23 protein-coding genes and 1 pseudogene are annotated in these 23,847 nt (G+C 73.6%); 9 read left to right on the forward strand and 15 right to left on the reverse strand.

Annotated features, from left to right (window positions below):
- Positions 1 to 218 precede the first annotated feature (218 nt).
- Entirely contained in the window at positions 219 to 1,478 is a 1,260-nt protein-coding gene (locus ACIRG9_RS17640) for an MFS transporter (RefSeq protein ID WP_402856638.1), read from the reverse strand.
- Between the two features lie 306 nt (positions 1,479 to 1,784).
- Here ACIRG9_RS17640 and ACIRG9_RS17645 point away from each other — a divergent pair, with 306 nt between their 5' ends.
- Complete coding sequence (locus tag ACIRG9_RS17645; RefSeq protein WP_402856641.1) at positions 1,785 to 2,984, forward strand: MFS transporter; 1,200 nt, start codon at positions 1,785 to 1,787, stop codon at positions 2,982 to 2,984.
- A gap of 79 nt (positions 2,985 to 3,063) precedes the next feature.
- Here the strand turns inward: ACIRG9_RS17645 and htpX are convergent, their stop codons facing one another.
- From htpX to ACIRG9_RS17685, 8 genes and pseudogenes are all read right to left on the reverse strand, one after another.
- Positions 3,064 to 3,942: a zinc metalloprotease HtpX gene (gene htpX / locus ACIRG9_RS17650; RefSeq protein WP_402856644.1), complete on the reverse strand. Its 879-nt coding sequence runs from the start codon at positions 3,940 to 3,942 to the stop codon at positions 3,064 to 3,066.
- Between the two features lie 149 nt (positions 3,943 to 4,091).
- Positions 4,092 to 5,555, reverse strand: a complete 1,464-nt coding sequence (locus ACIRG9_RS17655) for an NADH-quinone oxidoreductase subunit N (protein WP_402856647.1) — start codon at positions 5,553 to 5,555, stop codon at positions 4,092 to 4,094.
- Positions 5,556 to 5,586: 31 nt separating this feature from the next.
- Positions 5,587 to 7,092, reverse strand: a complete 1,506-nt coding sequence (locus ACIRG9_RS17660) for a NuoM family protein (protein ID WP_402856650.1) — start codon at positions 7,090 to 7,092, stop codon at positions 5,587 to 5,589.
- A pseudogene (locus ACIRG9_RS17665) lies at positions 7,089 to 8,849 on the reverse strand (NADH-quinone oxidoreductase subunit L); the annotation flags it as partial. The gene ACIRG9_RS17660 and the pseudogene ACIRG9_RS17665, both read right to left, overlap by 4 nt.
- A gap of 197 nt (positions 8,850 to 9,046) precedes the next feature.
- Positions 9,047 to 9,400 carry an NADH-quinone oxidoreductase subunit NuoK gene (nuoK, locus tag ACIRG9_RS17670; protein WP_402856653.1) on the reverse strand — a complete coding sequence of 118 codons (354 nt, stop codon included), beginning with the start codon at positions 9,398 to 9,400 and terminating at the stop codon, positions 9,047 to 9,049.
- Positions 9,397 to 9,960 (reverse strand): NADH-quinone oxidoreductase subunit J, encoded by a 564-nt coding sequence (locus ACIRG9_RS17675; protein WP_402856656.1) that lies wholly within the window; start codon positions 9,958 to 9,960, stop codon positions 9,397 to 9,399. The genes nuoK and ACIRG9_RS17675 overlap by 4 nt, the downstream gene beginning before the upstream one ends.
- The gene (locus tag ACIRG9_RS17680; RefSeq protein ID WP_402856659.1) at positions 9,957 to 10,547 is read right to left on the reverse strand and encodes a NuoI/complex I 23 kDa subunit family protein; all 591 of its coding nucleotides are present in this window, start codon (positions 10,545 to 10,547) and stop codon (positions 9,957 to 9,959) included. The genes ACIRG9_RS17675 and ACIRG9_RS17680 overlap by 4 nt, the downstream gene beginning before the upstream one ends.
- A gap of 271 nt (positions 10,548 to 10,818) precedes the next feature.
- Positions 10,819 to 11,250: an ester cyclase gene (locus tag ACIRG9_RS17685; protein WP_402856662.1), complete on the reverse strand. Its 432-nt coding sequence runs from the start codon at positions 11,248 to 11,250 to the stop codon at positions 10,819 to 10,821.
- Between the two features lie 95 nt (positions 11,251 to 11,345).
- Between ACIRG9_RS17685 and ACIRG9_RS17690 the strand changes: the two genes are divergently transcribed.
- On the forward strand, positions 11,346 to 12,398 hold the full coding sequence (locus tag ACIRG9_RS17690) for a glutathione S-transferase family protein (RefSeq protein WP_402856665.1): 1,053 nt from the start codon (positions 11,346 to 11,348) through the stop codon (positions 12,396 to 12,398).
- Positions 12,399 to 12,450: 52 nt separating this feature from the next.
- Here ACIRG9_RS17690 and nuoH read toward each other — a convergent pair whose 3' ends face one another.
- Together nuoH and ACIRG9_RS17700 are read right to left on the reverse strand one after the other, a co-directional pair.
- Positions 12,451 to 13,413 carry an NADH-quinone oxidoreductase subunit NuoH gene (gene nuoH, locus ACIRG9_RS17695; RefSeq protein ID WP_402856668.1) on the reverse strand — a complete coding sequence of 321 codons (963 nt, stop codon included), beginning with the start codon at positions 13,411 to 13,413 and terminating at the stop codon, positions 12,451 to 12,453.
- Entirely contained in the window at positions 13,413 to 13,988 is a 576-nt protein-coding gene (locus ACIRG9_RS17700; RefSeq protein ID WP_402856671.1) for an NADH-quinone oxidoreductase subunit C, read from the reverse strand. Before ACIRG9_RS17700 ends, nuoH begins: the two co-directional genes overlap by 1 nt.
- A 114-nt stretch (positions 13,989 to 14,102) precedes the next feature.
- Between ACIRG9_RS17700 and ACIRG9_RS17705 the strand changes: the two genes are divergently transcribed.
- On the forward strand, positions 14,103 to 15,149 hold the full coding sequence (locus ACIRG9_RS17705) for a glucose 1-dehydrogenase (RefSeq protein WP_402856674.1): 1,047 nt from the start codon (positions 14,103 to 14,105) through the stop codon (positions 15,147 to 15,149).
- 8 nt (positions 15,150 to 15,157) lie between these two features.
- On the opposite strand, the gene ACIRG9_RS17710 is transcribed toward ACIRG9_RS17705, so the two are convergent.
- Positions 15,158 to 15,733 carry an NADH-quinone oxidoreductase subunit B gene (locus ACIRG9_RS17710; RefSeq protein ID WP_402856677.1) on the reverse strand — a complete coding sequence of 192 codons (576 nt, stop codon included), beginning with the start codon at positions 15,731 to 15,733 and terminating at the stop codon, positions 15,158 to 15,160.
- A gap of 132 nt (positions 15,734 to 15,865) precedes the next feature.
- Between ACIRG9_RS17710 and ACIRG9_RS17715 the strand changes: the two genes are divergently transcribed.
- The 4 genes from ACIRG9_RS17715 to ACIRG9_RS17730 all read left to right on the forward strand — a co-directional run bounded on the left by ACIRG9_RS17715 (position 15,866) and on the right by ACIRG9_RS17730 (position 19,658).
- A complete protein-coding gene (locus ACIRG9_RS17715; RefSeq protein WP_402856680.1) occupies positions 15,866 to 16,432 on the forward strand; it encodes a sigma-70 family RNA polymerase sigma factor in 567 nt (188 codons plus the stop codon).
- Positions 16,429 to 17,673 (forward strand): hypothetical protein, encoded by a 1,245-nt coding sequence (locus tag ACIRG9_RS17720; protein WP_402856683.1) that lies wholly within the window; start codon positions 16,429 to 16,431, stop codon positions 17,671 to 17,673. Before ACIRG9_RS17715 ends, ACIRG9_RS17720 begins: the two co-directional genes overlap by 4 nt.
- Before the next feature lie 215 nt (positions 17,674 to 17,888).
- Complete coding sequence (locus ACIRG9_RS17725) at positions 17,889 to 18,449, forward strand: SigE family RNA polymerase sigma factor (protein WP_402856686.1); 561 nt, start codon at positions 17,889 to 17,891, stop codon at positions 18,447 to 18,449.
- A gap of 411 nt (positions 18,450 to 18,860) precedes the next feature.
- Positions 18,861 to 19,658, forward strand: a complete 798-nt coding sequence (locus tag ACIRG9_RS17730) for a hypothetical protein (protein WP_402856689.1) — start codon at positions 18,861 to 18,863, stop codon at positions 19,656 to 19,658.
- Between the two features lie 168 nt (positions 19,659 to 19,826).
- On the opposite strand, the gene ACIRG9_RS17735 is transcribed toward ACIRG9_RS17730, so the two are convergent.
- Entirely contained in the window at positions 19,827 to 20,150 is a 324-nt protein-coding gene (locus tag ACIRG9_RS17735) for an MGMT family protein (protein ID WP_402856692.1), read from the reverse strand.
- A gap of 13 nt (positions 20,151 to 20,163) precedes the next feature.
- Between ACIRG9_RS17735 and proB the strand changes: the two genes are divergently transcribed.
- Both proB and ACIRG9_RS17745 read left to right on the forward strand, forming a co-directional pair.
- Complete coding sequence (gene proB, locus ACIRG9_RS17740) at positions 20,164 to 21,321, forward strand: glutamate 5-kinase (RefSeq protein ID WP_402857110.1); 1,158 nt, start codon at positions 20,164 to 20,166, stop codon at positions 21,319 to 21,321.
- A gap of 41 nt (positions 21,322 to 21,362) precedes the next feature.
- Positions 21,363 to 22,607, forward strand: a complete 1,245-nt coding sequence (locus tag ACIRG9_RS17745) for a glutamate-5-semialdehyde dehydrogenase (protein ID WP_402856695.1) — start codon at positions 21,363 to 21,365, stop codon at positions 22,605 to 22,607.
- A gap of 12 nt (positions 22,608 to 22,619) precedes the next feature.
- Here ACIRG9_RS17745 and ACIRG9_RS17750 read toward each other — a convergent pair whose 3' ends face one another.
- Complete coding sequence (locus tag ACIRG9_RS17750; RefSeq protein ID WP_402856698.1) at positions 22,620 to 22,949, reverse strand: hypothetical protein; 330 nt, start codon at positions 22,947 to 22,949, stop codon at positions 22,620 to 22,622.
- Complete coding sequence (locus ACIRG9_RS17755) at positions 22,936 to 23,808, reverse strand: squalene--hopene cyclase (protein WP_402857112.1); 873 nt, start codon at positions 23,806 to 23,808, stop codon at positions 22,936 to 22,938. Before ACIRG9_RS17755 ends, ACIRG9_RS17750 begins: the two co-directional genes overlap by 14 nt.
- Between the last annotated feature and the right edge of the window lie 39 nt (positions 23,809 to 23,847).

Consider the following 23,847-nt stretch of genomic DNA (forward strand, 5'->3'; position numbering starts at 1 on the left):
TCAAGGTGCGGCCGAGGCGCGGAGGCCCGGAGAGGGAGCCTCCGGCGGCCCGAGTCAGCGCGCGAAGATCAGCAGCAGGATCACCGTCAGGATGGCGCTGGCCAGGATAGACCCGACGCAGCCGATCCGGTTCGAGAAGAAGAGGAACATGTCGGGCGGCGTACCCGTCCCGACCGCCTTTGATCCTCGGGATGCCCGGACGCTGGGCGGCGCAGCGGTCAGGCGGTGACCGGCTGTTCGACAAGTACCGCCGTGGCCTCGGCGCGGGCGATGGGGCCGGCGGGCAGCGCGGCGACCACGGCACCGACGGCGACGGCCGACCCGGCGAAGAGGAAGGCCCAGGGCACGCCGCCGGCGTTGTCGACGATCAGCCCGGCCACCGCGCCGCCGGCGGCGCTCGCCGCCACCGACATGGTGACCACCCAGGTGTACGCCTCGTTCAGCATGCCGGCCGGGGCGATCCGGCCGACCAGGGTGTTCTCCAGGGTCAGCGCGGGGGCGATGGTGGCCCCGCCGAGGATCAGCGCCACGCCGAGCGCCGACGGGGTCGGCATCACCGCGTACACGGCGAAGCTGGCCGCGACGGCGCCGAGCAGCCAGGCGAACTGGCGGGTCATGTTGGCGGCCGGGCGGCGTACGCCGAACCAGAAGCCGCCGACGGCGCTGCCGATGCCCCAGACGGCGAGCAGCACGCCGGCGAGGCTCTCCGGGTCGTCGGCGGCGGCTTTCCCGGCGAAGGCCGGGACGGTCACCCCGGCAGCCCCGAACGCGATGCCGAGGCTGGCCACGCAGAGCAGCAGGGCCGGGAAGCCGCCGACCCGCAGCGGGCCGAGCCCCTTGGCGTGGTGCTCGTGCGGGTGCGGGCGCCAGCTCCGCATCACCTGGCCGAGCGCGACAGCGGTGGTCCCGACCAGGGTGACCACCGCCGACCCGACCAGCGCGGCGGCGGCGTCGGCGAACAGGACGAACCCGGCCACCAGCAGCGGGCCGAGCACGAAGACGACTTCGAAGAGCGAGGTTTCCGCGGCGAGCGCGGTGTTGCGCAGGTGGGCCCGGCCGGCGGCGGCGGTGGTCAGGTCGTTCCAGGCACCCCGGATGGCGGCGGTCAGCGGCGGGTAGGTGGCCCCGGCGACCCCGGCGGCCAGGTAGATCAGGGCGAGGTTGCCGGCCCCGGACTGGCTGGCCCAGAGCAGCCCGAAGAGGGCGAGCGGGTGGGCGGCGGCGGTGACCAGCAGCACCGGGGTGGGGCCGACCCGGTCGGCGATCCGCCCGGCGATCGGGCTGAGCGCGGCGCCGGAGAGCGCGTAGATGCCGCCGGCGACCGCGGCGAGGGAGTACCGGTTGGTCACCGACTGCACCACGAGCAGCAGCGCCAGCGGGGTCATGCCGATCCCGAGCCGGCCGATGATGCCGAGGATCAGCAGCATCGGCGCGCCGGGGATCCGCCAGACGCCCAGATACTGGCGCAGAGCGCCCACGGGTGCACCTCCGAGGAGACAGGTAACGAGTGGAATCCCTTCTGACCCTAACGCCGCAGCTCGTCGCGGGGATGGTCGGCTCGCTCACACCTCGCGCCCGATGCGGGGCTGCCGTCAGCGGACCGAACGGGTAGTTTCTGATCAACCTATGTCCATTTGTCGCACAGACTCCGCCCCGACGACGCACGGAGGTCCGGTGACCGGCACCGCCATCGAACCACGGCTCCGGCAGGAGCAGGTCCGCCGGCTGCGCGATCCTGCCAACCATCAGCCCGTCGGGGTTGAGGAAGCGGACCAGCCGAGCTGATGACGGACGCGCAGGAACGTCTCGCACCGCCGCCGCCCGGCTACCGGGCCCTGTTCCGCCACCCGGTCGCCTCACGGCTGGTCACCGCGCGGGCCATCTCCGAACTGGGCGACTTCGTCGGGCTGGCCGCCCTGCTGCTGCTGGCGTACGACCAGACGCGCTCGGTGCTCGGTCCAGCCGCCGTGTACGCCGCTCGCATGTTGCCCGCCCTGCTGGTCGCGACCGTGTTCAGCGGCTGGCTGGACGTGCCGGCCCGGCGCACCATGCTGATCTGGCTCTCGGTGGCCGGCGCGGTGCTGATCGCCGTACCGGCCGCGGTCCCCCAGCCGGTGCCGGCGATCGTCGCGGCCGGCCTGCTCGGCGGGGTCCGGGCCGCATACTCCAGCGTCAACGTGGCGATCGTCGCGGAGGCGGTGGACATCCCGCTGCGGCTGCCACTGTTCGGGCTCTCCGCCTTCGCCAACCAGGCGGGCCAGGTGACCGGCCTGCTCGCCGGGGCCAGCGTGACCGTGGCGCTCGGGCCCCGGACGGCGCTCGTGATCGACCTCGTTTCGTTCCTGCTCGCCGCGGTCGTGCTGGCCGGCCTGCCGGTCAACCGGCAGGAACGTCGGGGGCCACGGCCGCCGGCCACCGCCGGCGTACGCACCATCGCCGGGCACCCGGTGCTGCGCGGCGTCGCCGTGCTCACCCTCGGCACGGTGCTCTCCGGCGCGCTGCCGGAGGCCCTCGCCCCGGACCTGGCCCGGGGCGCGTGGCGTCCGGTGGTGCTGGCCGCGTCGGCGCTCGGCGGCGCCGTATTCGTGCTGCTGGCCGGACGGCGGGCCTGGCTGGCCCGGGTGGCCGGGCAGGTGGCGGTCTCCGCGGCGCTCGCCGGAGCGCTGCTGCTGGCCGGGGTGCTGGTCGCCGTCGACGCACCGGCCTGGGCGCTGGCGGGCGCGAACGCGCTGATCGGCGCGGGAGGCGGTTGGCTGATCGGGGCCCAGGCCACCTTCGCCCGGCTGGCGCCGAAGGAGCGGATGGGGCAGGTGGAGGTGACCATCGTGGCCGCGAACATCGCCGTCTCCGGCTGCGGCATCTTCCTGCTCGGCGGCACCGCCACGCTGCTGGGCCCGGCGGCCGCGTACCTGGCGGCGGGGGTGGTGCTGCTCGGCGTGGTTCTGCTCGCCCGCCCCGACCGGTTGCCCGAGGCAGCGGACTGACCCGGTCACCGGGCGGCAGCGGGCCGAAGACGGCTCCGCCCGCGTCCGTGCTGTCGGACGCGGGCGGAGATGGGGTCGGTCAGCGCTGGAACTGCACCGGGCCGGAGTTGCGGGCCATCTGCTCCAGCCGGGCCACCCGCTGCTCCATCGGCGGGTGGGTGGCGAACATGGCCGCGATGCCACCACCCCGCTTGAACGGGTTGTCGATCATCAGGTGGGCGGTGCTGGTGAGCTGGCCCTGCGCGGGCAGCGGACGCATCTGGGTACCCATGTGGATCTTCCGCAGGGCACTGGCCAGGGCCAGCGGGTCCCGGCTCAGCTCGGCGCCGGACTGGTCGGCCTGGTACTCGCGGCTGCGGCTGATCGCCAGCTGGATCATGGTGGCCGCGATCGGGCCGAGGATCAGGGTGAGCAGCAGCACCGCCGGGTTCGGGCCGTCCTCGTCGTCGGAGGAGCCCAGCGGGATGAACCAGGCGAGGTTCGCCAACATGGTGATGATGCCGGCCAGCCCGGCCGCCACGCTGGAGATGAGGATGTCCCGGTTGTAGACGTGGGACAGCTCGTGCCCGATCACGCCGCGCAGCTCGCGGTAGTCGAGGATCTCCACGATGCCCTGGGTGACGCAGACCGCCGCGTGCTGCGGGTTACGCCCGGTGGCGAACGCGTTGGGCTGCGCCGTGGGGCTGACGTAGAGGCGGGGCATCGGCTGGCCTGCCTGGGTGGACAGCTCACGGACCATCCGGTACAGCTCGGGGAACTCTGCCTCGCTGACCGGTTGCGCCCCCATCGAGCGCAGCGCGAGCTTGTCGGAGTAGAAGTAGGTGACGCCGTTCATCAGCAACGAGATGACGACGGCGATGACGAGGCCGCCGCTCCCACCGAACCAGTAGCCGACCGCGAGGATCAGCGAGGTCAACAGGCCGAGCAGCGCTGCGGTCTTCAGACGGTTGTGATGCACGATCGCTCCTTCGGTGCGCGGACCCGCGGGGGCCGCTGACCGGTTCAACAACACCGGTACCCGTCAACCATCCTGCCCATGGCTGAAAGTTGGCTGGGAATTTCTGTGAGCCCGCTGTGCCGTCTGCGCGCAGAGGGACAAAACGGCGGTCAGCGGGCGGCCAGGTCCAGGACGAGTTGCGGGGCGAAACCGACCACCACGGCCAGGGCGGTGGCGGCCCCGAGGGCCACGACCACCATCCGCGCCGGGCGGGCCGTGGCCGGGCCGGGCGCCTCGTACAGGGTGGCGGCCAGGCGCAGGTAGTAGGCCAGGCCGATGACCGCGTTCAGCGCCACCACCAGGGCGAGCCAGCCCGCGTGCCCGGCCAGCAGCGCGCGGACCACGGTCACCTTGGCGAAGAGTCCGGCCAGGCCGGGCGGCAGGCCGGCCAGCCCGACCAGCGCGAGCGCGAACGCACCACCCACCCATGGGTGCCGCCGGGCCGCGCCGCGCAGGTCGGCCAGAATGCCGCCGTCGCCGTCCGCCGGGCGCAGCGCCACCACCGCCGCGAAGGCGGCCAGCTCCAGCAGCACGAAGAAGACGGCGTACGCGACGGCTGCCGCGTACGCCCCGGCACGGGCGTCGGCGGTGCGGCCGGCGGCCAGCGCGAGCGCGCCCAGCGGGGCGAGAATGTAGCCGGCCTGGGCCACCGAGGACCAGGCGAGCAGCCGGACGGTACGGCGCTGGCGCAACGCCACCAGGTTGCCGACGGTCATGGTGAGCACCGCCAGCCCGGCCAGCACCGGCCCGGTCACGGTGGCCGGCAGCGCCCGCTGCACCACCGCGAGCAGGGCCACCACCCCGCCCAGCTTCGACGCCGTCGACAGGTACGCGGCCACCGGCAGCGGCGCACCGTCGTACGTCGCCGGGGCCCAGGCGTGGAACGGCACGGCGGCGACCTTGAACGCCAGCCCGGCCACCACCAGCGCCACGGCGACCGTGGTGAGCGGCAGGTCGCGCAGCCCCGCGTCGGCGGCCAGGGTGGTGCCGAGCCGGTCCAGGTGCAGGGCGCCGGTCACCGCGTAGAGCAGCGCCGCGCCGAGCAGGGTCAGCGCGGTGGCCACCACACTGACCACGAAGAAGGTGACCGCCGCCTCGGCGCCGGCCAGGCTGCCCCGGCGCAGCCCGACCAGCACGTAGAGCGGCAGGGTGAGCGTCTCCAGTGCCACGACCAGGGTGATCAGGTCGCCGGCCGCGCCGAGCACCACGCCGCCGGTCATCGCACAGGCGAGCAGGAAGCAGTATTCCCCCACCGGGACCCGACCGGCCCGCAGCAGCGGGCCGGAGAGCGCCAGCACACCGAGGGTGAGCAGGGCGAATACCGCCCCGACCAGGGCGGCCCGGCCGCCGTAGAGGTATGAGCAGTCGGCGCCGACGCAGAAGGTGCGCCGCTCGCCGCCCGTACCGACCAGGGCCGCGCCGAGCGCGGTGGCCGCCGCGCCGGTCGCGGCCACCGCCACGGTGACGGCGGCGCGGGCCACCAGGAGGTCGGCCAGGAGCACGAGTACGGCGGTGCCGGCGGCCAGGTACACCGGCAGCAGCGCCACATGGTCCACGCTCTGCACCAGGCTCATCCGGGCTCACCTTCGTTCGCGACCGCGGGGCTCATCTGAGGGCTCCCACCAGGGCGGCGACCGGTCCGGAGGCGTACGAAAGGACGAGCCCGGGGGCCAGACCGACAGCGAGGGCGAGCAGCACCAGCGGCGCCCAGGCGGTCAACTCCGCCCCGGCCAACCCCGGCGCGACCCGCCCGACCGCGGGGCTGGGCCGGCCGTGAGTCACCTGGCGCAGCAGCCGCAGCAGGTACGCGGCGGCCAGCGCCCCGCCGAGCGCGGCCAGCACCGCGAGCGTGGTCCAGAGCGGGCCGCCCCGCCGTACGGCGGCGACCACGGCGAACGCCTCGCCCCAGAAGCCGGCCAGCCCGGGCAGCCCGAGCGAGGCGATTGCCGCGAAGCCGAGCAACCCGGCCAGCCGGGGGGCGCTCTCCCGCAGCCCGGACAGTTCGGCGAGCGCTCCGGTGCGGGTCCGGTCCTTGATCGCCCCGGCCAGGAAGAAGAGCAGGCCGGTGATCACACCGTGCGCGATGTTGCCGATCAGCGCGGCCTGCAGCCCGGTGGTGGTGAGCGTGGCGATGCCCAGCAGCACGAAGCCCATGTGCCCGACGCTGGAGTATGCGATCAGCCGCTTCAGCTCGTCCTGCGCGAGGCAGACCAGGCCGCCGACCAGGATCGCCGCGACGGCCAGCACCCCGAGCACCGGGGCGGCCCAGCGGGCGCCCTCCGGAGCCACCCCGACCGCCACCCGGATCAGGCCGTACGTGCCCATCTTGAGCAGCACCCCGGCGAGGATCACACTGCCCACGGTGGGCGCCTGGGTGTGCGCGTCGGGCAGCCAGGAGTGCAGCGGCCAGAGCGGGCTCTTCACCGCGAAGGCGAGCGCCAGCAGGGTGAACGCGGCGAGTTGGGTGCCCCGGGACAGCCCGGACCCACCGGTCAACGCGACCAGATCGGCGGTGCCCGCCGCGGCGACCACCAGATAGACGCCGACCAGCAGCAGCACCGAGCCGAACAGGGTGTAGAGAACGAACTTGCGGGCCGCCCGCCGCCGGTCGTCGCCACCCCAACCGGCAATCACCGCGTACATCGGGAGCAGCACGACCTCGAAGAACAGGAAGAAGAGCACCAGGTCGAGGGCGAGGAAGGTGCCCAGGATGCCCACCTCGACCACCAGCAGCAGCGCGACCAGCGCCCGCCCGCTGCCGCCACCTTCGGGCACCCGCCACAGCGTGTACCCGCAGCAGAGCAGGGTGAGCAGGGCGGTGAGCACCACCAGCGGCCAGGAGATGCCGTCCACCCCGAGGTGGAAACGCAGGTTCAGGCCGGGCACCCACGGCAGGTCGAGCTCGTACCAGGGGCGCACGGCGGGAGCCGGCCCGTGGCCTACCCAGCCGTCGGCGCCGGCGAACAGCGGCAGGCTGGCGAGCAGGGTCAGTGCCGCGGCGACGGTGCCGACCAGGCGGCCGGCCCGGTCGCCCGGGGTGGCGGCCACCGCGACCGCGCCCACGGCGGGCACCGCCAGGACCGCGACCAGCAGGAACTCCCCGAACGTCATGAGGCCACTCCGATCAGGGCGACGGCGAGGCCGATCAGCAGCGCGCCGGCCAGCACGCCGGCCGCCGCGCGGGGCAGGGCCGCCCGGTGCAGCGCGGCCAGCCCGCCGCCCAGCCCCACGGCGGCGTGACCGCTCCCCTCCACCAGGCCGTCGACCCCCCGCTCGTCGCCCGCCCGTACGGCTCGGGCCAGCGCGGTGGTCGGGCGTACCACGAGGGTGTGCTGGGCGTCGTCGAGCCGGAACGCCCGGGCGAAGACCGGCCGCAGCGGGCCCAGGAAGCGGGCCGGGTCGGCGGCTGGGTCACGGCGCCAGCCGAACCACGCCACGCCCATCCCGACCAGCAGCAGCGCCAACGCCAGCACCAGCGCGGTGCCGACGTGGACCAGCGAGGTGCCGAAGTCGGTCAGCTCCGCCTCGGTGATCGGCGCGAAGATCCGATCGGTGAAGGGCGTCCAGAAGGCGGCCAGGCCGAGCAGTGCGGCCGGCACCGCCAGCAGCAGCACCGGCCAGCGCATCACCCCCGGTGGATCGTGCGGGCGGACCAGTGGGCTGCGCGCGGCGCCGAAGAAGGTACGCAGCAGCAGTCGGGTGGCGTACCAGGCGGTGATCGCGACGCCGAGCAGCCCGGCCAGCCACACCAGCCAACCCACCCAGGCATAGCCCGGGCCGGCGCCGTCCAGCGCGGCGACCTCGGCGGCGGCGAGCACTCCGTCCTTGCTCCAGAAACCGGACAACGGCGGCACCCCGGCAAGCGCGCCCAGGCCGACGACCATGCACCAGAAGGTGACCGGCATGCCGGACCGGAGGCCACCCATCCGGGACATCAGGGTGGTGCCGACGGCGTGGATCACCGCACCGGCCGCGAGGAAGAGCAGCGCCTTGAACGCGGCGTGGGTGAGCAGGTGGAACAGCGCCGCCGTGGGCGCGCCGACGGCGAGCGCCCCGGTCATGTAGCCGATCTGGGAGACCGTCGACCAGGCCAGCACCCGCTTGATGTCGTCCTGCACGGTGGCCGCGAACGCGCCGAGCAGCAGGGTGATCGCGGCCATCACCCCGAGCACGGCCAGCGCGACCGGGGCACGCTCGAAGAGCGGGTAGAGCCGGGCCACCGCGTACACCCCGGCGGCGACCATGGTGGCGGCGTGGATCAGCGCGGAGATCGGCGTGGGGCCGGCCATCGCGTCCGGCAGCCAGGTGTGCAGCGGGAACTGGGCGCTCTTGCCGGCCACCCCGGCGAGCAGCAGCAGGCAGGCAGCGGTGAGCGTACCGGTCGAGTAGTCGTGGGCCAGCACGTCCGCGATCCGGAAGCTGCCGGCGCCGGCGCCGAGCAGCGCGATGCCCAACAGGAAGCCGACGTCACCGACCCGGGTCACCAGGAACGCCTTCACCGCGGCCCCCGGCGCCTCGGGCAGCCGCCGGTCATGGGCGATGAGCAGATACGAGCAGATGCCCATCACCTCCCAGCCGACCAGCAGCAGGATCAGGTCGCCGGAGACCACCACGGTCAGCATCGCGGCGGTGAAGAGGCTGATCTGCGCCGCGTACGGCGGGTAGCGGTGATCCACGTCGACGTCGTCGTGCGGGCCGCGCTTCAGGTAGCCGATCGAGTAGACCTGCACGGCCAGGGCCACCACGGCCACCGCGGTGGCGACCAGCACCGCCACCCCGTCCAGCCGGTAGCCGAGGGTGACCCGGAGCCCGCCGAGGTCGACCCAGGTCGTCCCGGCCTCGACCAGGTGGTCGGTCCTGGCCAGCAGCAGGATCGCGATCAGCAGCGTCGCGGCGGCACCGGTGACACCGAGGGTGATCGCCGACCGCCGGGCCCGGGTCTCGCCGAGGGCGTGGTCGCGCGGGGACGGCGGCAGCAGCAGACCGAGCAGGCCGGCGGCCAGCGGCACGGCCGGCAGCAGCGGCGCGAGCCAGGTGGTCGCGCCGGTCACCATCGTCCCGTCACTCACCGCGACACCTCGTCACCCGTCTCCGTCGTGGCCGGCTGCGGCGACGGCTCGGTCAGCGGCACGTCGTCCACCACGACGCTGGCCCGCAGCCGGTAGAGCTGGAGCACGATGGCCAGCCCGACGCCGATCTCGGCGGCGGCGAGCACGATCACGAAGAGCGCGAACACCTGGCCGGCGTGCGGCAGCTGGGCTCGGACCGTGGTGTCCGCGGTGACCAGGATCAGGTTGACCGCGTTCAGCATCAGCTCGACGGCCATCAGCACCAGGACGGCGTTGCGGCGCCGCAGCACGCCGTAGACACCGAGACCGAACAGCAGCGCGGCGGTGACGTACGGGACGACCGGCCTCACGGGCGCCCGCCCTCGTCGACGGCCGGGACCGTCACACCGGACGGGCCCGGCCGGCTCGGCGCGGTCCGGCCGATGTCGGTACGGGAGAGCACGATCGCGCCGACCAGCGCGGCGAGCAGCAGCACCGAGAGCAGCTCGAACGGCAACACCCAGGAGCGGAACACCTGTTCTCCGAGGCGCTCGGCGGTGCCGGCGGCGGGCAGCTCGACCCGGGACCAGCGGAACGCGTCGACCAGCAGCACGGCCAGGCCCAGCCCGCTGCCGCCACCGATCAGCGCGGCCGGCCAGCCGGGCCGGTCCAGGTCGTCCGAGGCACCGATCGGGGCCCGGGTCAGCATCACCGCGAACAGCAACAGCACCACCACCGCGCCGACGTAGATCAGCACCTGCACCCAGGCCACCAGCTCGGCGGTCAGCACCAGATAGTCGCCGGCCAGCGCGCCCAGGCAGACCACCAGCCAGAGGCCCGCCCGGACCAGGTGCCGGGTGCCCACCACCAGCGCGCCGGCGCCCACCGCCACCGCGCCCAGGGCGAGCAGCAGCACGTCCGCACCGGTCATGAGGCCGTGCCTCCGCCCTGCTCCGCGCCGGGCTCGGGGCGTACGCGGGAAGGAGCCGGACGTGCCGCGGGGGCCGCGGCCTTGCGGGCGGCGGTGGTCTCCTCCTTGGACGGGTCACCGTGCGGGTCGTGGGCCGGCGGCGGCGGTACGGTGACCATCCACTCGCCCAGGTGGTCCTTGTCGTGCAGCAGGTCCTTGATGTCGTACTCGGCGTACTCGAACTCCGGCGACCAGTAGAGCGCGTCGAACGGACAGACCTCGACGCAGATGCCGCAGTACATGCAGAGCGAGAAGTCGATGTCGAACCGGTCGAGCACGTTCCGCTGGCGGGGGCGGGCGGCGCCGGGCACCACCACTTCCTCCTTGTGCGAGTCGATGTAGATGCACCAGTCCGGGCACTCCCGGGCACAGAGCATGCAGACCGTGCAGTTCTCGGCCAGCAGCGCGATCACCCCGCGGGTACGGGGTGGCAGCTCGGGGGCCACGTCCGGGTACTGCTGGGTGGTCGAACGGCGGGTCATCGTCTTCAGCGTGACCGCCAGCCCCTTCACCAGCCCCTGGCCCGGCACGCCGCTCCGCTCGCTCACGCCGTCGCCTCGCTTCGCTCACCGACGCCGTGCGGCACCTCCGCACTGAGCTGGCTGATTCGCTCGCACCGCTCGCGCCCGCCGTCGCCTCGCTCCGCTCGCCGACGCCGTGCGGCATTCCCCGCGCTGAGCTGGCTGATTCGCTCGCACCGCTCGCTCATGTCGCCCATCCTGCCCTGTGCCCTCGGCGGGCGCGACCACCACCCGGCGTGCAGCGCTTCCGGGGGCGCCGGGGCGGGCGCGTCAGCGGGCCCGTCAACGGCCCGCCGGATCACTCGCCGGTCGCGGTGAACCCCGGCGGAGGCGGGATCATCTCGACGCCGAGCTGTTGGAGAACCTGGAACAGCTCGTTGACGCTCCACACGTCCACGATCCGGCCCTTGTCGTCGAAGCGCAGGAAGGTCGCCCCCGAGTAGCTGACCACCTGGCCGGTCGGTGGCACCGGGCCGAACTGCCCGGCCTGGGTGCCGGCGGCACGCCAGTGCAGGGCCACCCGGTCACCGGAGGCCACCACGTCCACGATCTTGTAACGCAGGTCGGGGAAGGCCGCCCGCCGTTCCCGGTGCCAGGCCAGTGTGGCCGACGGCCCGCTCCCGCCCAACCCGGGGCAGTCCTCGGCGACCAGCTCGTACGCGGTCTCCTCACGGGTCGCGTTCCACACGTCGGCGATGAAGCGTCGGGCCGCGGCCTCCACATCGGTCACCGCGGCAGCGTAGCGCCGATCTCAGCGCCCGGGCCTGCCGGAGCCGCCTGCAGCGACGATGATGGGACGGGACGACAGCGAAGCGAGGTGGCGAAGTGACCGAGAGCGGCGACGAGATCCTGGACCGTACCGGCGGCAAGTACGTCGAGCCAGGCGGCGAGTTCACCCGGGACCAGCGCTACATCGCCACCCGGATCACCGCCGACGGGCGGACCGGCTGGCCGGTGGAGCCCGGGCGATACCGGCTCGCGGTGAGCCGGGCCTGTCCGTGGGCCAACCGGTTGATCATCGTCCGCCGGCTGCTGGGCCTGGAGGACGCCGTCTCGATGGCGGTGGCCGGCCCGACCCACGACAAGCGGAGCTGGACCTTCGACCTCGACCCGGACGGGCGGGACCCGGTGCTCGGCGTCGAGCGGCTGGCCGAGGCGTACTTCAAGCGCTTCCCCGGGTACGACCGGGGCATCACCGTGCCGGCGATCGTGGACGTGCCGACCGGCCAGGTGGTAACCAACGACTACGCGCAGATGAGCCTGGACCTGTCCACCGAGTGGACGGCGTACCACCGCGAGGGCGCGCCCGACCTCTACCCGGAGCGGCTGCGCGCCGAGATCGACGAGGTCAACGCCGTGGTCTTCGCGGACGTGAACAACGGCGTCTACCGGTGCGGCTTCGCCGGCGGCCAGCAGGCGTACGAGAAGGCGTACCACCGGCTCTTCGACCGGCTGGACTGGCTGAGCGAACGGCTGGCCGGGCAGCGCTACCTGGTCGGCGACTCGATCACCGAGGCGGACGTGCGGCTCTTCACCACGTTGGTCCGCTTCGACCCGGTCTACCACGGCCACTTCAAGTGCAACCGCCAGAAGCTCACCGAGCTGCCGGTGCTCTGGGCGTACGCCCGGGACCTGTTCCAGACCCCCGGCTTCGGCGACACGGTCGACTTCGACCACGTCAAGCGGCATTACTACGAGGTGCACCGGGACATCAACCCGACGGGTGTGGTGCCGCTCGGTCCGGACCTGTCGAACTGGTTCGCCCCGCACGGCCGGGAGGCGCTCGGCGGCCGCCCGTTCGGCGACGGCGCCCCGCCGCCACCCCCGCCACCCGCCGAGCGCGTCGACCCGACCCACACCCCCTTGCGCATCGCCTGAGCGTGAAGAAGGGTTCCCTTCTCTGCCGGAGGCGTCGAGAAGGGGCCCTTCCTTACAACGCCAGGCGGACGGCGGCGGTGAGGACGAGCTGGGCCAGGGCCAGCGGGACCAGCACCAGCCAGCAGAGGCGCTGGAGCTGGTCCTCGCGCAGGCGCGGGTAGGTCACCCGGAGCCAGATGATCACGAACGCGACGGCGAAGACCTTCAGCAGCGTCCACAGCCAGCCGAGCTGGGCGTCGGCGAACGGACCGTGCCAGCCGCCCAGGAACAACACGGTGGTCAGCGCGGCGATCACCACGATGCCGACGTACTCGGCGAGCAGAAAGAACGCGAAGCGCAGGCCGGTGTACTCGGTCATGTAGCCGAAGACCAGCTCCGAGTCGGCCACCGGCATGTCGAACGGGGGTCGCCGGATCTCGGCCAGCCCGGCAACGAAGAAGATCGCCATCGCCGGCGCCTGCCAGAGCAGCCACCAGGGCCGCCACGCCTCGACGATCCCGGGCAGGCTGAGCGTCCCCGCCGCCATCGCCACCGAGGCGGCGGCCAGCACCAGCGGCAGCTCGTAGCCGAGCAGCTGGGCGGCGCCGCGCAGCCCACCGAGGAGGCTGTACTTGTTGGCCGAGGCCCAAGCCGACATCAGCACCGCCAGCACCCCGATGCCGACCACGGCCAGCACGAAGAACAGGCCGATGTCCAACGGCTGCCCGACCAGGTCGCCCGGGCCGAGCGGGATCACCAGCAGGGCGAGCAGGTACGGCACCAGGGCCACCGCGGGCGCCAGCCGGAACACCGGCCGGTCCGCGTCCCGCGGGGTGACGTCCTCCTTCTGCACGAACTTGACGCCGTCGGCGACCAGCTGCGCCCAGCCGTGGAAGCCGCCCGCGTACATCGGGCCGAGCCGGCCCTGCATGTGCGCCATGACCTTGTGCTCGGTCTGCCCGACGACCAGCGGCAGGACGAGGAACGCGACCAGCACCCCCGCCACCCGCAGAACCAGCTCCAACCAGGCGGGCATCAGGCGTTCCCCCACTCCCCCGGCGCCGGCACGCCCGGCGGCCGCATCGGCCGGCGACCGCCGCCGGCCTCCGACTCCCCCGGCTCCTTCGCGCCCGGCCACGGCTTGGCCACCCGGGAGGCGAGCACGAACTCCTTGCGCAGCGGATGCCCCTCGAACTCCGGGGGCAGCAGTAGCGGGCGCAGCTCCCCGTGCCCGTCGAACGAGACGCCGAACATCTCATACGTCTCGCGCTCGTGCCAGGCGGCACCGGGGAAGAGGTCGACGATGGACGCCACGACCGGCGTCTCGCGGGGCACCCGGGTCCGCAGCAGCAGCCCGTGCCGGTGCCGCGTCGACCAGAGGTGGACCACCACGTCGAAGCCCTCGGCGAGCTCGTCGACCGCCGAGAGCCAGTCGAAGTAGTCGCCGTGCAGCTCGGCGTCGTCACGGGCCGCGCGCACCGCGTCCCGCCAGCTCGCCACGGGTACGTCGACCGTGGCGCGGGCGTACCGCTGACCGCCGGAGACCGACGCGGTGGCCTCGACGGGCGCGAGCAGCGCGACCAACCGCTGGCCGATCTCTTCCGGAGTCATGCCGCTGATCCTATGGCGGCCGGCCGCCACCCGCCTCGGGCCGCCCGCGCGCCGCCGTGCCGGGATCCGCCGCTTTGCCGGCGGGCGACCGCCCGGCGGGGAAAGATGAGCAGCGTGCGCGCTGTGACTGTGACTCCCGGGGTTTCCGACTCGCTGCGGCTGGCCGAGGAGTGGCCTGAGCCGGCCGCGGAGGAGGGCGCCGTCCTGGTGGAGGCGCTCGCGGTGGGGATCTGCGGGACCGACCACGAGATCATCTCGGGCGCGTACGGCGAGGCGCCGCCCGGCCAGGAACGGCTGGTGCTCGGGCACGAGTCGCTCGGTCGGGTGCTGGAGGACCCGACCGGCACCCTGCAGCCCGGCGACCTGGTGGCCGGTATCGTCCGGCACCCGGACCCGGTCCCCTGCCCGAACTGCGCGGTCGACGAGTGGGACATGTGCCGCAACGGCCTGTACACCGAGCACGGCATCAAGGCGTTGCCCGGCTTCGCCCGGGACCGCTGGCGGGTGCAGCCGAAGTTCGCCGTCGGCCTCGACCCGGTGCTCGCCCCGGTCGGGATGCTGCTGGAGCCGACCAGCGTGGTGGCGAAGGCGTGGGACCACATCGAGCGGATCGGCCACCGGGCCGAGTGGAAGCCGCAGAGCGTGCTGGTCACCGGGGCCGGCCCGATCGGGCTGCTGGCCGCGTTGCTGGCCACCCAGCGCCAACTGTCCGTGCACGTGCTGGACCGGGCCGAAACCGGGCCGAAACCGGAGCTGGTCCGGGCGCTCGGCGCGACGTACCACACCTCGCCGGTGAGCGAGCTGGACTTCGCGCCGGACGTGGTGGTGGAGTGCACCGGCGCGCCCTCGGTGGTGGTGGACACCATGTGCAAGGCCGGGCCGACCGGCATCATCTGCCTGACCGGGGTGTCCAGCGGCGGCCGGACCATCGACTTCGACGCGGGTGCCCTCAACCGGGAGCTGGTGCTGGAGAACAACGTGGTCTTCGGCTCGGTGAACGCCAACCGGCGGCACTGGGAGCTGGCCGCCGAGGCGCTCGCCCGGGCCGACCAGTCCTGGTTGAGCTCGCTGATCACCCGCCGGGTGCCGGTCTCGTCGTACGCCGAGGCGTACACCTCGTCCGGCGGGGACATCAAGGTGGTGCTGGACTTCGAGCGGTGAGGGCGAGCTCAGCCGGCGGGCGGGCGGACCGGCGGCGCGGTGAGTGACTCCACCGGGCGCGGCGTGCTCTCCGCGGGCCGCGGGTCGGCCGGTGGGGCGAGCCGATCGGGACGCGGCACGCCGCCGACACCGGACTCCTCGGCGGCGATCTTCTCCTGCAGACGCAGGATGCCGTGCAGCAGGGCCTCCGGACGTGGCGGGCAGCCGGGCACGTAGACGTCGACCGGGATGAGCTGGTCGACCCCCTTGGTCACCGAGTACGAGTCCCAGTACGGGCCGCCGCAGTTGGAGCAGGCGCCGAAGGAGATGACGTATTTCGGCTCGGGCATCTGGTCGTAGAGCCGCTTGATCGCCGGGGCCATCTTGTCGGTGACCGTGCCGGAGACCACCATCAGGTCGGCCTGGCGGGGACCGTGGGCGAACGGGATCACTCCGAGCCGCATGAAGTCGTGCCGGCCCATGCTGGTGGCGATGAACTCGATGGCGCAGCAGGCCAGCCCGAAGTTGAACACCCAGAGCGAGTAGCGGCGGCCCCAGTTCAGCACGAACCGGATCGGCTCGCCGAGCACCGCCGGCAACTGCACCTCGAGCCTCCCTCGTGTGTCCCCGATGGGACAGTCAACCACAGCGTCGAAGGCGGCGACCGGCGCAACCGTCGCCCGCGTCGGCACGTGTGGCAGATGTGCGCCCACGCGGCAAGGCACGGGGAGGAACAGGTGACGGTGACGATGGAACCCAGGCTTGAGGCGCCTTCGCATGACGTGAGACCGCGCGCACCGGAGGGCCGGGAGCGGGCGGTCGAGGTCGACTTCGATGGCTTCTACCACGCGCACTTCCGGTCGCTGACGCTCCAGCTCGCCGCGTACTGCGGTGACCTGACCCAGGCGCAGGACCTGGTACAGGAGGCGTTCTGCCGGGCCTTCGCCCGCTGGTCGCGAGTGTCCCGCTACAACGACCCGGTGGCCTGGGTGCGGCGGGTCGCCTGGAATCTCGCCACCAGCCGCTGGCGGCGGCTGCGCACGGCCCAGTCCTGGCTGAACCGGCAGCGGGAGGAGCACGTGCCGGGCCCCGATCCGAACCGGGTGGCGCTGAGCGCCGCCCTGGCGGCGCTCCCCGCCAACCATCGCCGGGCGGTGGTGCTGCATTACCTGGCGGACCTCTCCGTCAGCCAGATCGCGCAGCAGGAGGCGGTGCCGGAGGGCACCGTGAAGTCCTGGCTTCACCGGGGTCGGGCAGCGCTCGCCGCCCAGTTGGCCGACACGAACGAGGTGAACCACTCATGACCGAGATCGACGAGGCACGGCTCACCGACGAGTTCACGGCGTACCGGCAGGGACTCATCCCCGCGGTGCACCCCGCCGGCCCGGACATCGTCCGGGTCACCGTCCGGCGCCGCCGGCGACGGGCTGCGGTCCTGACCGCAGCCGCCGTGGTGCTCGCGGTGGCGATCCCCATCGGGGCCAACGCGGCCCTGCACGGTCGCTCCGGCCCACCGCCCGGGCCGGCCGACACGACCGACCCGACCCCGTCGGTGACCGCTACCCCGACTCCGACTCCGTCCCCGGCGCCCACCACGGCCAGCCCCATGCCGGCCGCCCCGGACGGTCGGATCAGTCGAGCAGAGCTTCTCGACACCCGCCTCGACCTGCCGGCTTGGTCCTGGTACGTCCCGAAAACCTGCACGACGGCGGGAGTACGGCTTCGGGTAGGCCCGATCAGCGATTCCCTGCCCGTGCTGCTCGGCGAGCCGAAGTACGGAGACGTCGACGGCGACGGTGCCGAGGAGACCGTCGTCCTGCTGGGCTGCCGGCGCACCGACACGGAGGCCAAGCAGGTGGTGGTATTCGACCGGGACGCCTCCGGTCGGATCACCGCGATGGGCCCGGTCGTCGGCACGCACGACGAACTCGGGGACATCACCGACTTCACGATCGAGCCCGACGGTGCGGTCCGGGTGGCGGTGGCGAACCTCCAACTCTGCTGCGAGATGCCCCTCTCCATGCTCCGCGAGCAGTCTCGGACGTACGCCTGGACGGGCGATGGATTCCGCCAGACCGCCGGCCCGACCGCCTTCCCGACCAGCCCGCCGCCCAGCACCAGCCCCACCTCAGCCACGCCCGTGACGATCACGTGGACGATCAGCGCGACGGAGCTGGTGTACGGGCCGCCGGACGCCACCGGGATGCGTCGGGGCACCACCACTGTGACGATCGTCAACACCGGCAACGGAACGGCCGAGTACCCGTTGATCATCTTCCCGCGGAACGGCGTGGACGAGGCTGCGCACGGAGACTGGGCGGGGTGCCCGCGCGCGGAAGGCACCCCGCAGGCAGTCACCTGCATTCCCGCCCCGCTGCGGACCGGCGAGCGGCGGACCATCGCCTTTCCATTCCTCACCACGGCGAGCAAACCGTCCGGGGAAGCCACCGTCCAGGTGGCTGCCGGCACGGGGGAGGGCGTGAAGCTGCTGCCCGGGTCCACCCCGCAGGCAACGACCTTCGCCGTCTCCTTCGGCGGAACCTAGGGATCCGCGCGCCGCCCGGACATCAACAGCTGTAGACAACGCGGGGCCCGGAGCCGAGACGGCTCCGGGCCCGTGCGGCGTTCGGGACGCCCGCTGCCCGCCGGGCCACCCGCCGTCACGCTGTCGGGTGTCTGCCAACACGGTCTGCAACCCGAGCCGACGGGGCGGAGTGTTATCGGCGACGGACCGCCCGGCGGCCCACACGGGGAGGGGCGATGACACTGAGGATGAGGGCCCACGCGAACGAACCGCCACCGGCCGACGTCGTGGACCCGGCCGAGCCGGTGCTCACCTTCGACGACTTCTACCACGCGCACTACCGCAGCGTGACGACTCAGCTCTGCGCGTACACGGGGGATCTCGGCCAGGCGCAGGACCTCGCGCAGGAGGCGTTCTGCCGGGCACTGGCGCGGTGGAACCGGCTGGTCCGTTACGACGACCCGGTGGCCTGGGTCCGCCAGGTCGCCTGGAACCTGGCCCGCAGCCGGTGGCGCCAGCTGCGTACCGCCCGGAACCACCTGCTGCGCCAACGGCGGGAGGCGCCGGAGGCGCCCGGCCCGACGCCGGACCGGGTGGCGATCGACAACGCGCTGGCGCCACTGCCGGCCAACCAGCGCCGGGCGGTGGTCCTGCACTACCTGGCCGACCTGTCCGTGGCCCAGATCGCCATTCAGGAAGGAGTGGCGGACGGCACCGTCAAGTCCTGGCTGCACCGGGCCCGCATCGCGCTGGCCACGCTGCTCGACGAGAACATCGAGGGGGTCGGCGATGTCTGACCGGGATCCGCTGCGCGGACGCTTCGCCGCGTACCGCGGAGAGCTGACGACGCACATCGACGGGCCGGGCCCACAGGCCGCCCGACGCAGCCTGCGACGCCGCCGCCGTACCACCGTCGTCGCCGGGGCCGCGCTGGCGGTCGCGCTGGTGGTGGCCCCGATCGCGGCCGGGGCGGCGCTGCGGCAGGACCCGCCGCAGCCGCCGGCCGTCACCCCGACCGCCGATCCCACCCCGACCCGTCGGACAGCCCGTCGGCGAGCCCGTCCGCGAGCCCCACCCCGCCGCCGTCGGCCAACGCCCCGGCCGCGCCGGACGGCCGGATCAGTGAGCGGCAACTGCTCGCCGCCCGAGTCGACCTGCCCGGATGGCGGCCCAACGGGGTCTGCGCTGACACCACCGGGGTACGGCTGGTGCCCGGCACGCCCACGGACTCGGAGATGGACGTGCCGTACCTGATCGGGTTGGACTACGGCGACGTGGACGGCGACGGCGCGCAGGAGTCGGTGGCGACACTCGGGTGCCGGCTGGGCGAGGCGTCGGCGAAGCAGCTGGTGGTGTTCGACCGCGACGACAGGAACCGGATCGTCACCATGGGCCTGGTGGTCCGCACCGAAGGGGAGGGCCCGGAGTCCATCGAGGACCTGCTCGACGTCACGGTGCAGAACGGGGCGATCCGCGTCAAGGTCGCCGACCTGCAACCCTGTTGCAGCACGCCGAGCTACTGGCAGCGGACACAGTGGCGGACGTACGGCTGGAAGGGCACCCGGTTCACCCAGACCGGCGGCCCCACCAAGTTCGGGCCGGACCGTCGGCTGACCGACCTCCGGGTGACCGCCGGGCCGCTCACCCTCGGGCCGCCGGACGGCACCGGCCAGCGTACGGGCAGCGTAAAGGTGACGGTCAGCAACCGGGGCCCGAGAGACGTGGGCCGGCTCGGCCTGTACGAGCTGAACTTCGTCGGCGAACCGGACGGCGGCGACTGGGACCGGTGCGGGCCGGCGCGCGGACGCTCCGACTGGCCGCCGTGCATGCTGCCCGGCCTGGCCGCTGGAAAGCAGGTCAGCTACACGTTCCGGTTCCGGATCGGCCCGGCCGGCCTGGCCAAGGCAAAACTGACGGTCCGGGCCATCCACTACAGCAGTGACCTGCGGGAATGGCCGGACCTGACGATGGGCGACAACTGGGCCACGATCCGGCCCGCCGGGTGAGCCGGGCGGCGGTTGGAGAAACGAGGCCGGGGCGGTGTCTGCTCGTGGACACCGCCCCGGCGGTCGCGTCCGTCGCCGATACGACGGCGAGGCGGCCGACGCGAGGTAACCGGTCGCGGTGGTAGGAAGAGTCCCCGGTTATCGCTGGGCAATAACCGGGGACCCTTCCTACCCGCTGTGCCCCGGGTTGGTCGGGGACCAGTTGGCGGCCGCCATGTCCACCCCGGACGGGCGCAGCGGGCAGCCCTCGGCGCGTAGCCGGGCCCGCGCCTCCCGCTCGTGTCCGGGCGGGAGGCGACCGACCGAGTTGACCACCCGGTGCCAGGGGACCGCACCGCCGTGCCGGGCCATGATCGAGCCGACCAGCCGGGCCGAGGCCCGCCCCGAACGCTCGGCGAGCGCGTCCGCCACCGCCCCGTACGACATCACCCGGCCCGGCGGGATCCGCTCGACCAGATCCAGCACCGCCTCGACGTATTCGTCAGGTGTCATGACCGGCCACGATATGGGAACGCGCGCGGGTCTGGTGGAGCGGAGCGCGCAGAATGGTCGGGTGCGCGAAGCAGTCACCTCGGCCCGCCGGATCGTGGTCAAGATCGGCTCCTCCTCGCTGGCCACGGCGGCGGGCGGCCTGGACGACGGCCGGGTCGACGCGCTGGTCGACACGCTCGGCGCGCTGGCCGCCGCCGGCCGCGAGGTGGTGCTGGTCTCCTCGGGCGCGATCGCCGCCGGCCTCACCCCACTCGGCCTGGCCCGACGCCCGCGTGACCTGGCCACCCAGCAGGCCGCGGCCAGCGTCGGGCAGGGCCTGCTGATCGGCCGGTACGCGACCAGCTTCGCCCGGCACGGGATGACCGTCGGGCAGGTGCTGCTCACCGTCGACGACGTGACCCGGCGGGCGCACTACCGCAACGCGTACCGAACCCTGCGCAAGCTGCTCGACCTACGGGCGGTGCCGATCGTCAACGAGAACGACACGGTGGCCACCGAGGAGATCCGGTTCGGCGACAACGACCGGCTGGCCGCGCTGGTCGCCGCGCTGATCGACGCCGACCTGCTGGTCCTGCTGTCGGACGTGGACGCGCTCTGGACCGGCAACCCGGCCAGCCCGGGCAGCACCCGGATCACCGAGATCCACGGCGAGGGCGACCTGGCCGGCATCGACGTCGGCGGCGCGGGCCGGGCCGGGGTGGGCACCGGCGGCATGGTCACCAAGGTCGAGGCGGCCCGGATCGCCACCGGCTTCGGCATCCCCGTGGTGCTGACCGCCGCGCCGCTGGCCGCCGATGCCCTGGACGGCGAACCCGTCGGCACCTTCTTCCACCCGAGCAGCCGACGCCCGGCCGCCCGGCTGTTCTGGCTGGCCCACGCCACCGCACCCCGGGGCCGGCTGCACCTCGACCCCGGCGCGGTGCAGGCCGTGGTGGGGCGGCGCAAGTCGCTGCTCCCGGCCGGGATCATCGCGGTGGACGGCGCGTTCACCGCCGGTGACCCGGTGGACCTGGTGGACGCCGAGGGCGCGCCGGTCGCCCGGGGGCTGGTCAACTACGACGCGGTGGAACTGCCCGGGCTGCTCGGCCGTTCCACCTCGGAACTCGCCGCGGCCCTCGGCCCGGCGTACGAACGGGAGGTCGTCCACCGCGACGACCTGGTGCTGTTGTGAAGGGGCGGCTGCCGTCCCCACTGATGCCTGAGGAGTGCAGGATGAGCGTCGTCGAGCAGGCCCGGCGGGCCCGGGACGCGGCGGAGGCCCTCGCGGTCACCACCCGTACGGTGAAGGACGCCGCGCTTCACGCGATGGCCGACGCGCTGGTGGCGCGTACCCCGGAGATCCTGGCCGCGAACGCGACGGACCTGGCGGCCGGGCGCGAGGCCGGGCTGACCGCGGCGGTGCTGGACCGGTTGGCCCTCGACGCGGCCCGGGTGGCCGGCATCGCCGACGCGCTGCGCCAGATGGCCGCCCTGCCCGACCCGGTCGGCGAGGTGGTCCGCGGCTCGACCCTGCCCAACGGCCTGGAACTGCGGCAGGTCCGGGTGCCGTTCGGGGTGGTCGGCATCATCTACGAGGCCCGGCCGAACGTGACCGTGGACGCGGCCGGAATCTGCCTCAAGTCCGGCAACGCGGCGCTGCTGCGCGGCTCCTCCTCGGCCGTGCACTCCAACGCCGCCCTGGTCACCGTGCTCCGCGACGCGATCGCCGGGTCCGGCCTGCCGGCCGACGCGGTGCAGCTCCTCGACGCCACCTCGCGGGACTCGGTGAAGGAGCTGATGCGCGCCCGGGGCCTGGTCGACGTGCTGATCCCGCGCGGCGGCGCGTCCCTGATCCGGACGGTGGTCGAGGAGTCGACGGTGCCGGTGATCGAGACCGGGGTGGGCAACTGCCACGTCTACGTGGACGCCGCCGCCGACGTCGCCAAGGCCATCGCGATCGCCCTGAACGCCAAGACCCAGCGCCTCTCCGTCTGCAACACCGCCGAGTCGCTGCTGGTCCACGCGGACGTCGCGGACGCCTTCCTACCCGCGATGCTGGCGGCCTTCGCCGACGCCGGGGTCACCGTGCACGGCTCCCCGCAGGTCGCGGCCCACTCCGACCGGGTCGTCCCGGCGACCGAGGAGGACTTCGCCACCGAATACCTCTCCGCCGACATCTCGGTCGCAGTCGTCGACTCGCTCGACGCCGCGGTCGCGCACATCCGGCGGTACGGCACCGGCCACACCGAGGCGATCGTCACCAACTCCCAGTCGGCGGCCCGCGAGTTCGTGGCGCGGGTGGACGCGGCGGCGGTGATGGTGAACGCCTCCACCCGGTTCACCGACGGCGGCGAGTTCGGCTTCGGCGCGGAGATCGGTATCTCCACCCAGAAGCTGCACGCCCGGGGCCCGATGGGGCTGCCCGAGCTGACCTCCACCAAGTATGTGGTCACCGGGGACGGCCACCTGCGCGGCTGACGTTCGGCCCGCTCAGCGCCGCCGGACCCGGTTGGCCCGGGTCCGTCGGCCGCGCCGCCGCTTCCGCTCGGCCCGCGGGCGGCGCCGGCCGGACTCGCCACCGGCCGGCGGCAGGCCGCCCTCGCCCCAGAACAACAGGGGGATGATGGCCGCGGAGAACGCGAGGAGCAGGATCGCCTGGAACCACGGCTGCTCCAGGAGCCTCACGTCCCAGCGGTGCCAGATCAGCAGCAGCGCCCCGCCGACGACCGCCATGCAGGCGAAGAGGACCTGGCTCTCGTACCGGCCGACGAAGCGTCGGAACGCGCCGCCCCGGCCGGGTGGGGGCTCAGCGGCAGGCACGGATCGCACGCAGGGTGGTGTGCACGTCGAACTGGTGGCCGTCGTCGCTGTCCCAGCCGCCGTCGCTGCGCTGGGTCTCGGCGAGCCGTTTGCGTCCCGAGACCAGCAGCCACTGTTCCTCGCCCACCTCGACCCGACGCAGCGTGGCGGCGAGCCAGGCGACATCGGCCGGGGACATCTTCGGGATCCGGTCGGCCAGCACCGCCTGGATCCGGGCCGACTCGTAGAACATCTGCTGGCGGTGCAGCACGGCCGCGGCCAGCCAGCCGGTGGGCAGGAAGGACGGCCAGCTCCCGTCCGGGGCGAGCTGCGCGCTGAGCGCCTGCGCCGCCCCCTGCACCACTCCGGCGTACGCCCCGCCGACGCGGTGGTCGAGCGGCCCGGCGGCGCGGGCGTCGAGCCCGGCCACGGTCAGCCAGAACCCGGCGTTGGCGGTGAGGTAGAGCTGGGCCTCCGGGTCGCCCGGGGTGGCCCACTCGGGGGCGAGCCCGGCCAGGGAGGAGTCCTCGTCCCAGCCGCCGTCGGACAGTTGCGAGGCGGCCAGCCAGTCCAGGGCGCGCCGGGCGGCCGGACGGCCGAGCGCCCCGAGGTCGTCCAGCTCGGCCAGCCGGAAGCAGGTGGCGTCGACCGAGGCGACCTCGCCGTCGAGCACGGCGGGCCAGCCGCCGCCGGGCACCTGCCCGACCTCGGCGGCGTCGAGCAGCTCGGCCGGCACCGGGGCACCGGTGCGCAGCCGGGAGAGACGGGCGCGGTCCACCGCGTCCCCATGCGCCACGACGAAGCCGATGGCGGCGTCCAGATCGACCACGCCGGAGACGCTACCTGCGGGAACGTGAGCCCGCCTCGGTAGCTCGGTCAGGGATGGCCCGGCTCACCGGACGGCACGCGAAGGGCCCTC

The organism is Micromonospora sp. NPDC093277 (genome assembly GCF_044765245.1).
Taxonomy (GTDB): domain Bacteria; phylum Actinomycetota; class Actinomycetes; order Mycobacteriales; family Micromonosporaceae; genus Micromonospora.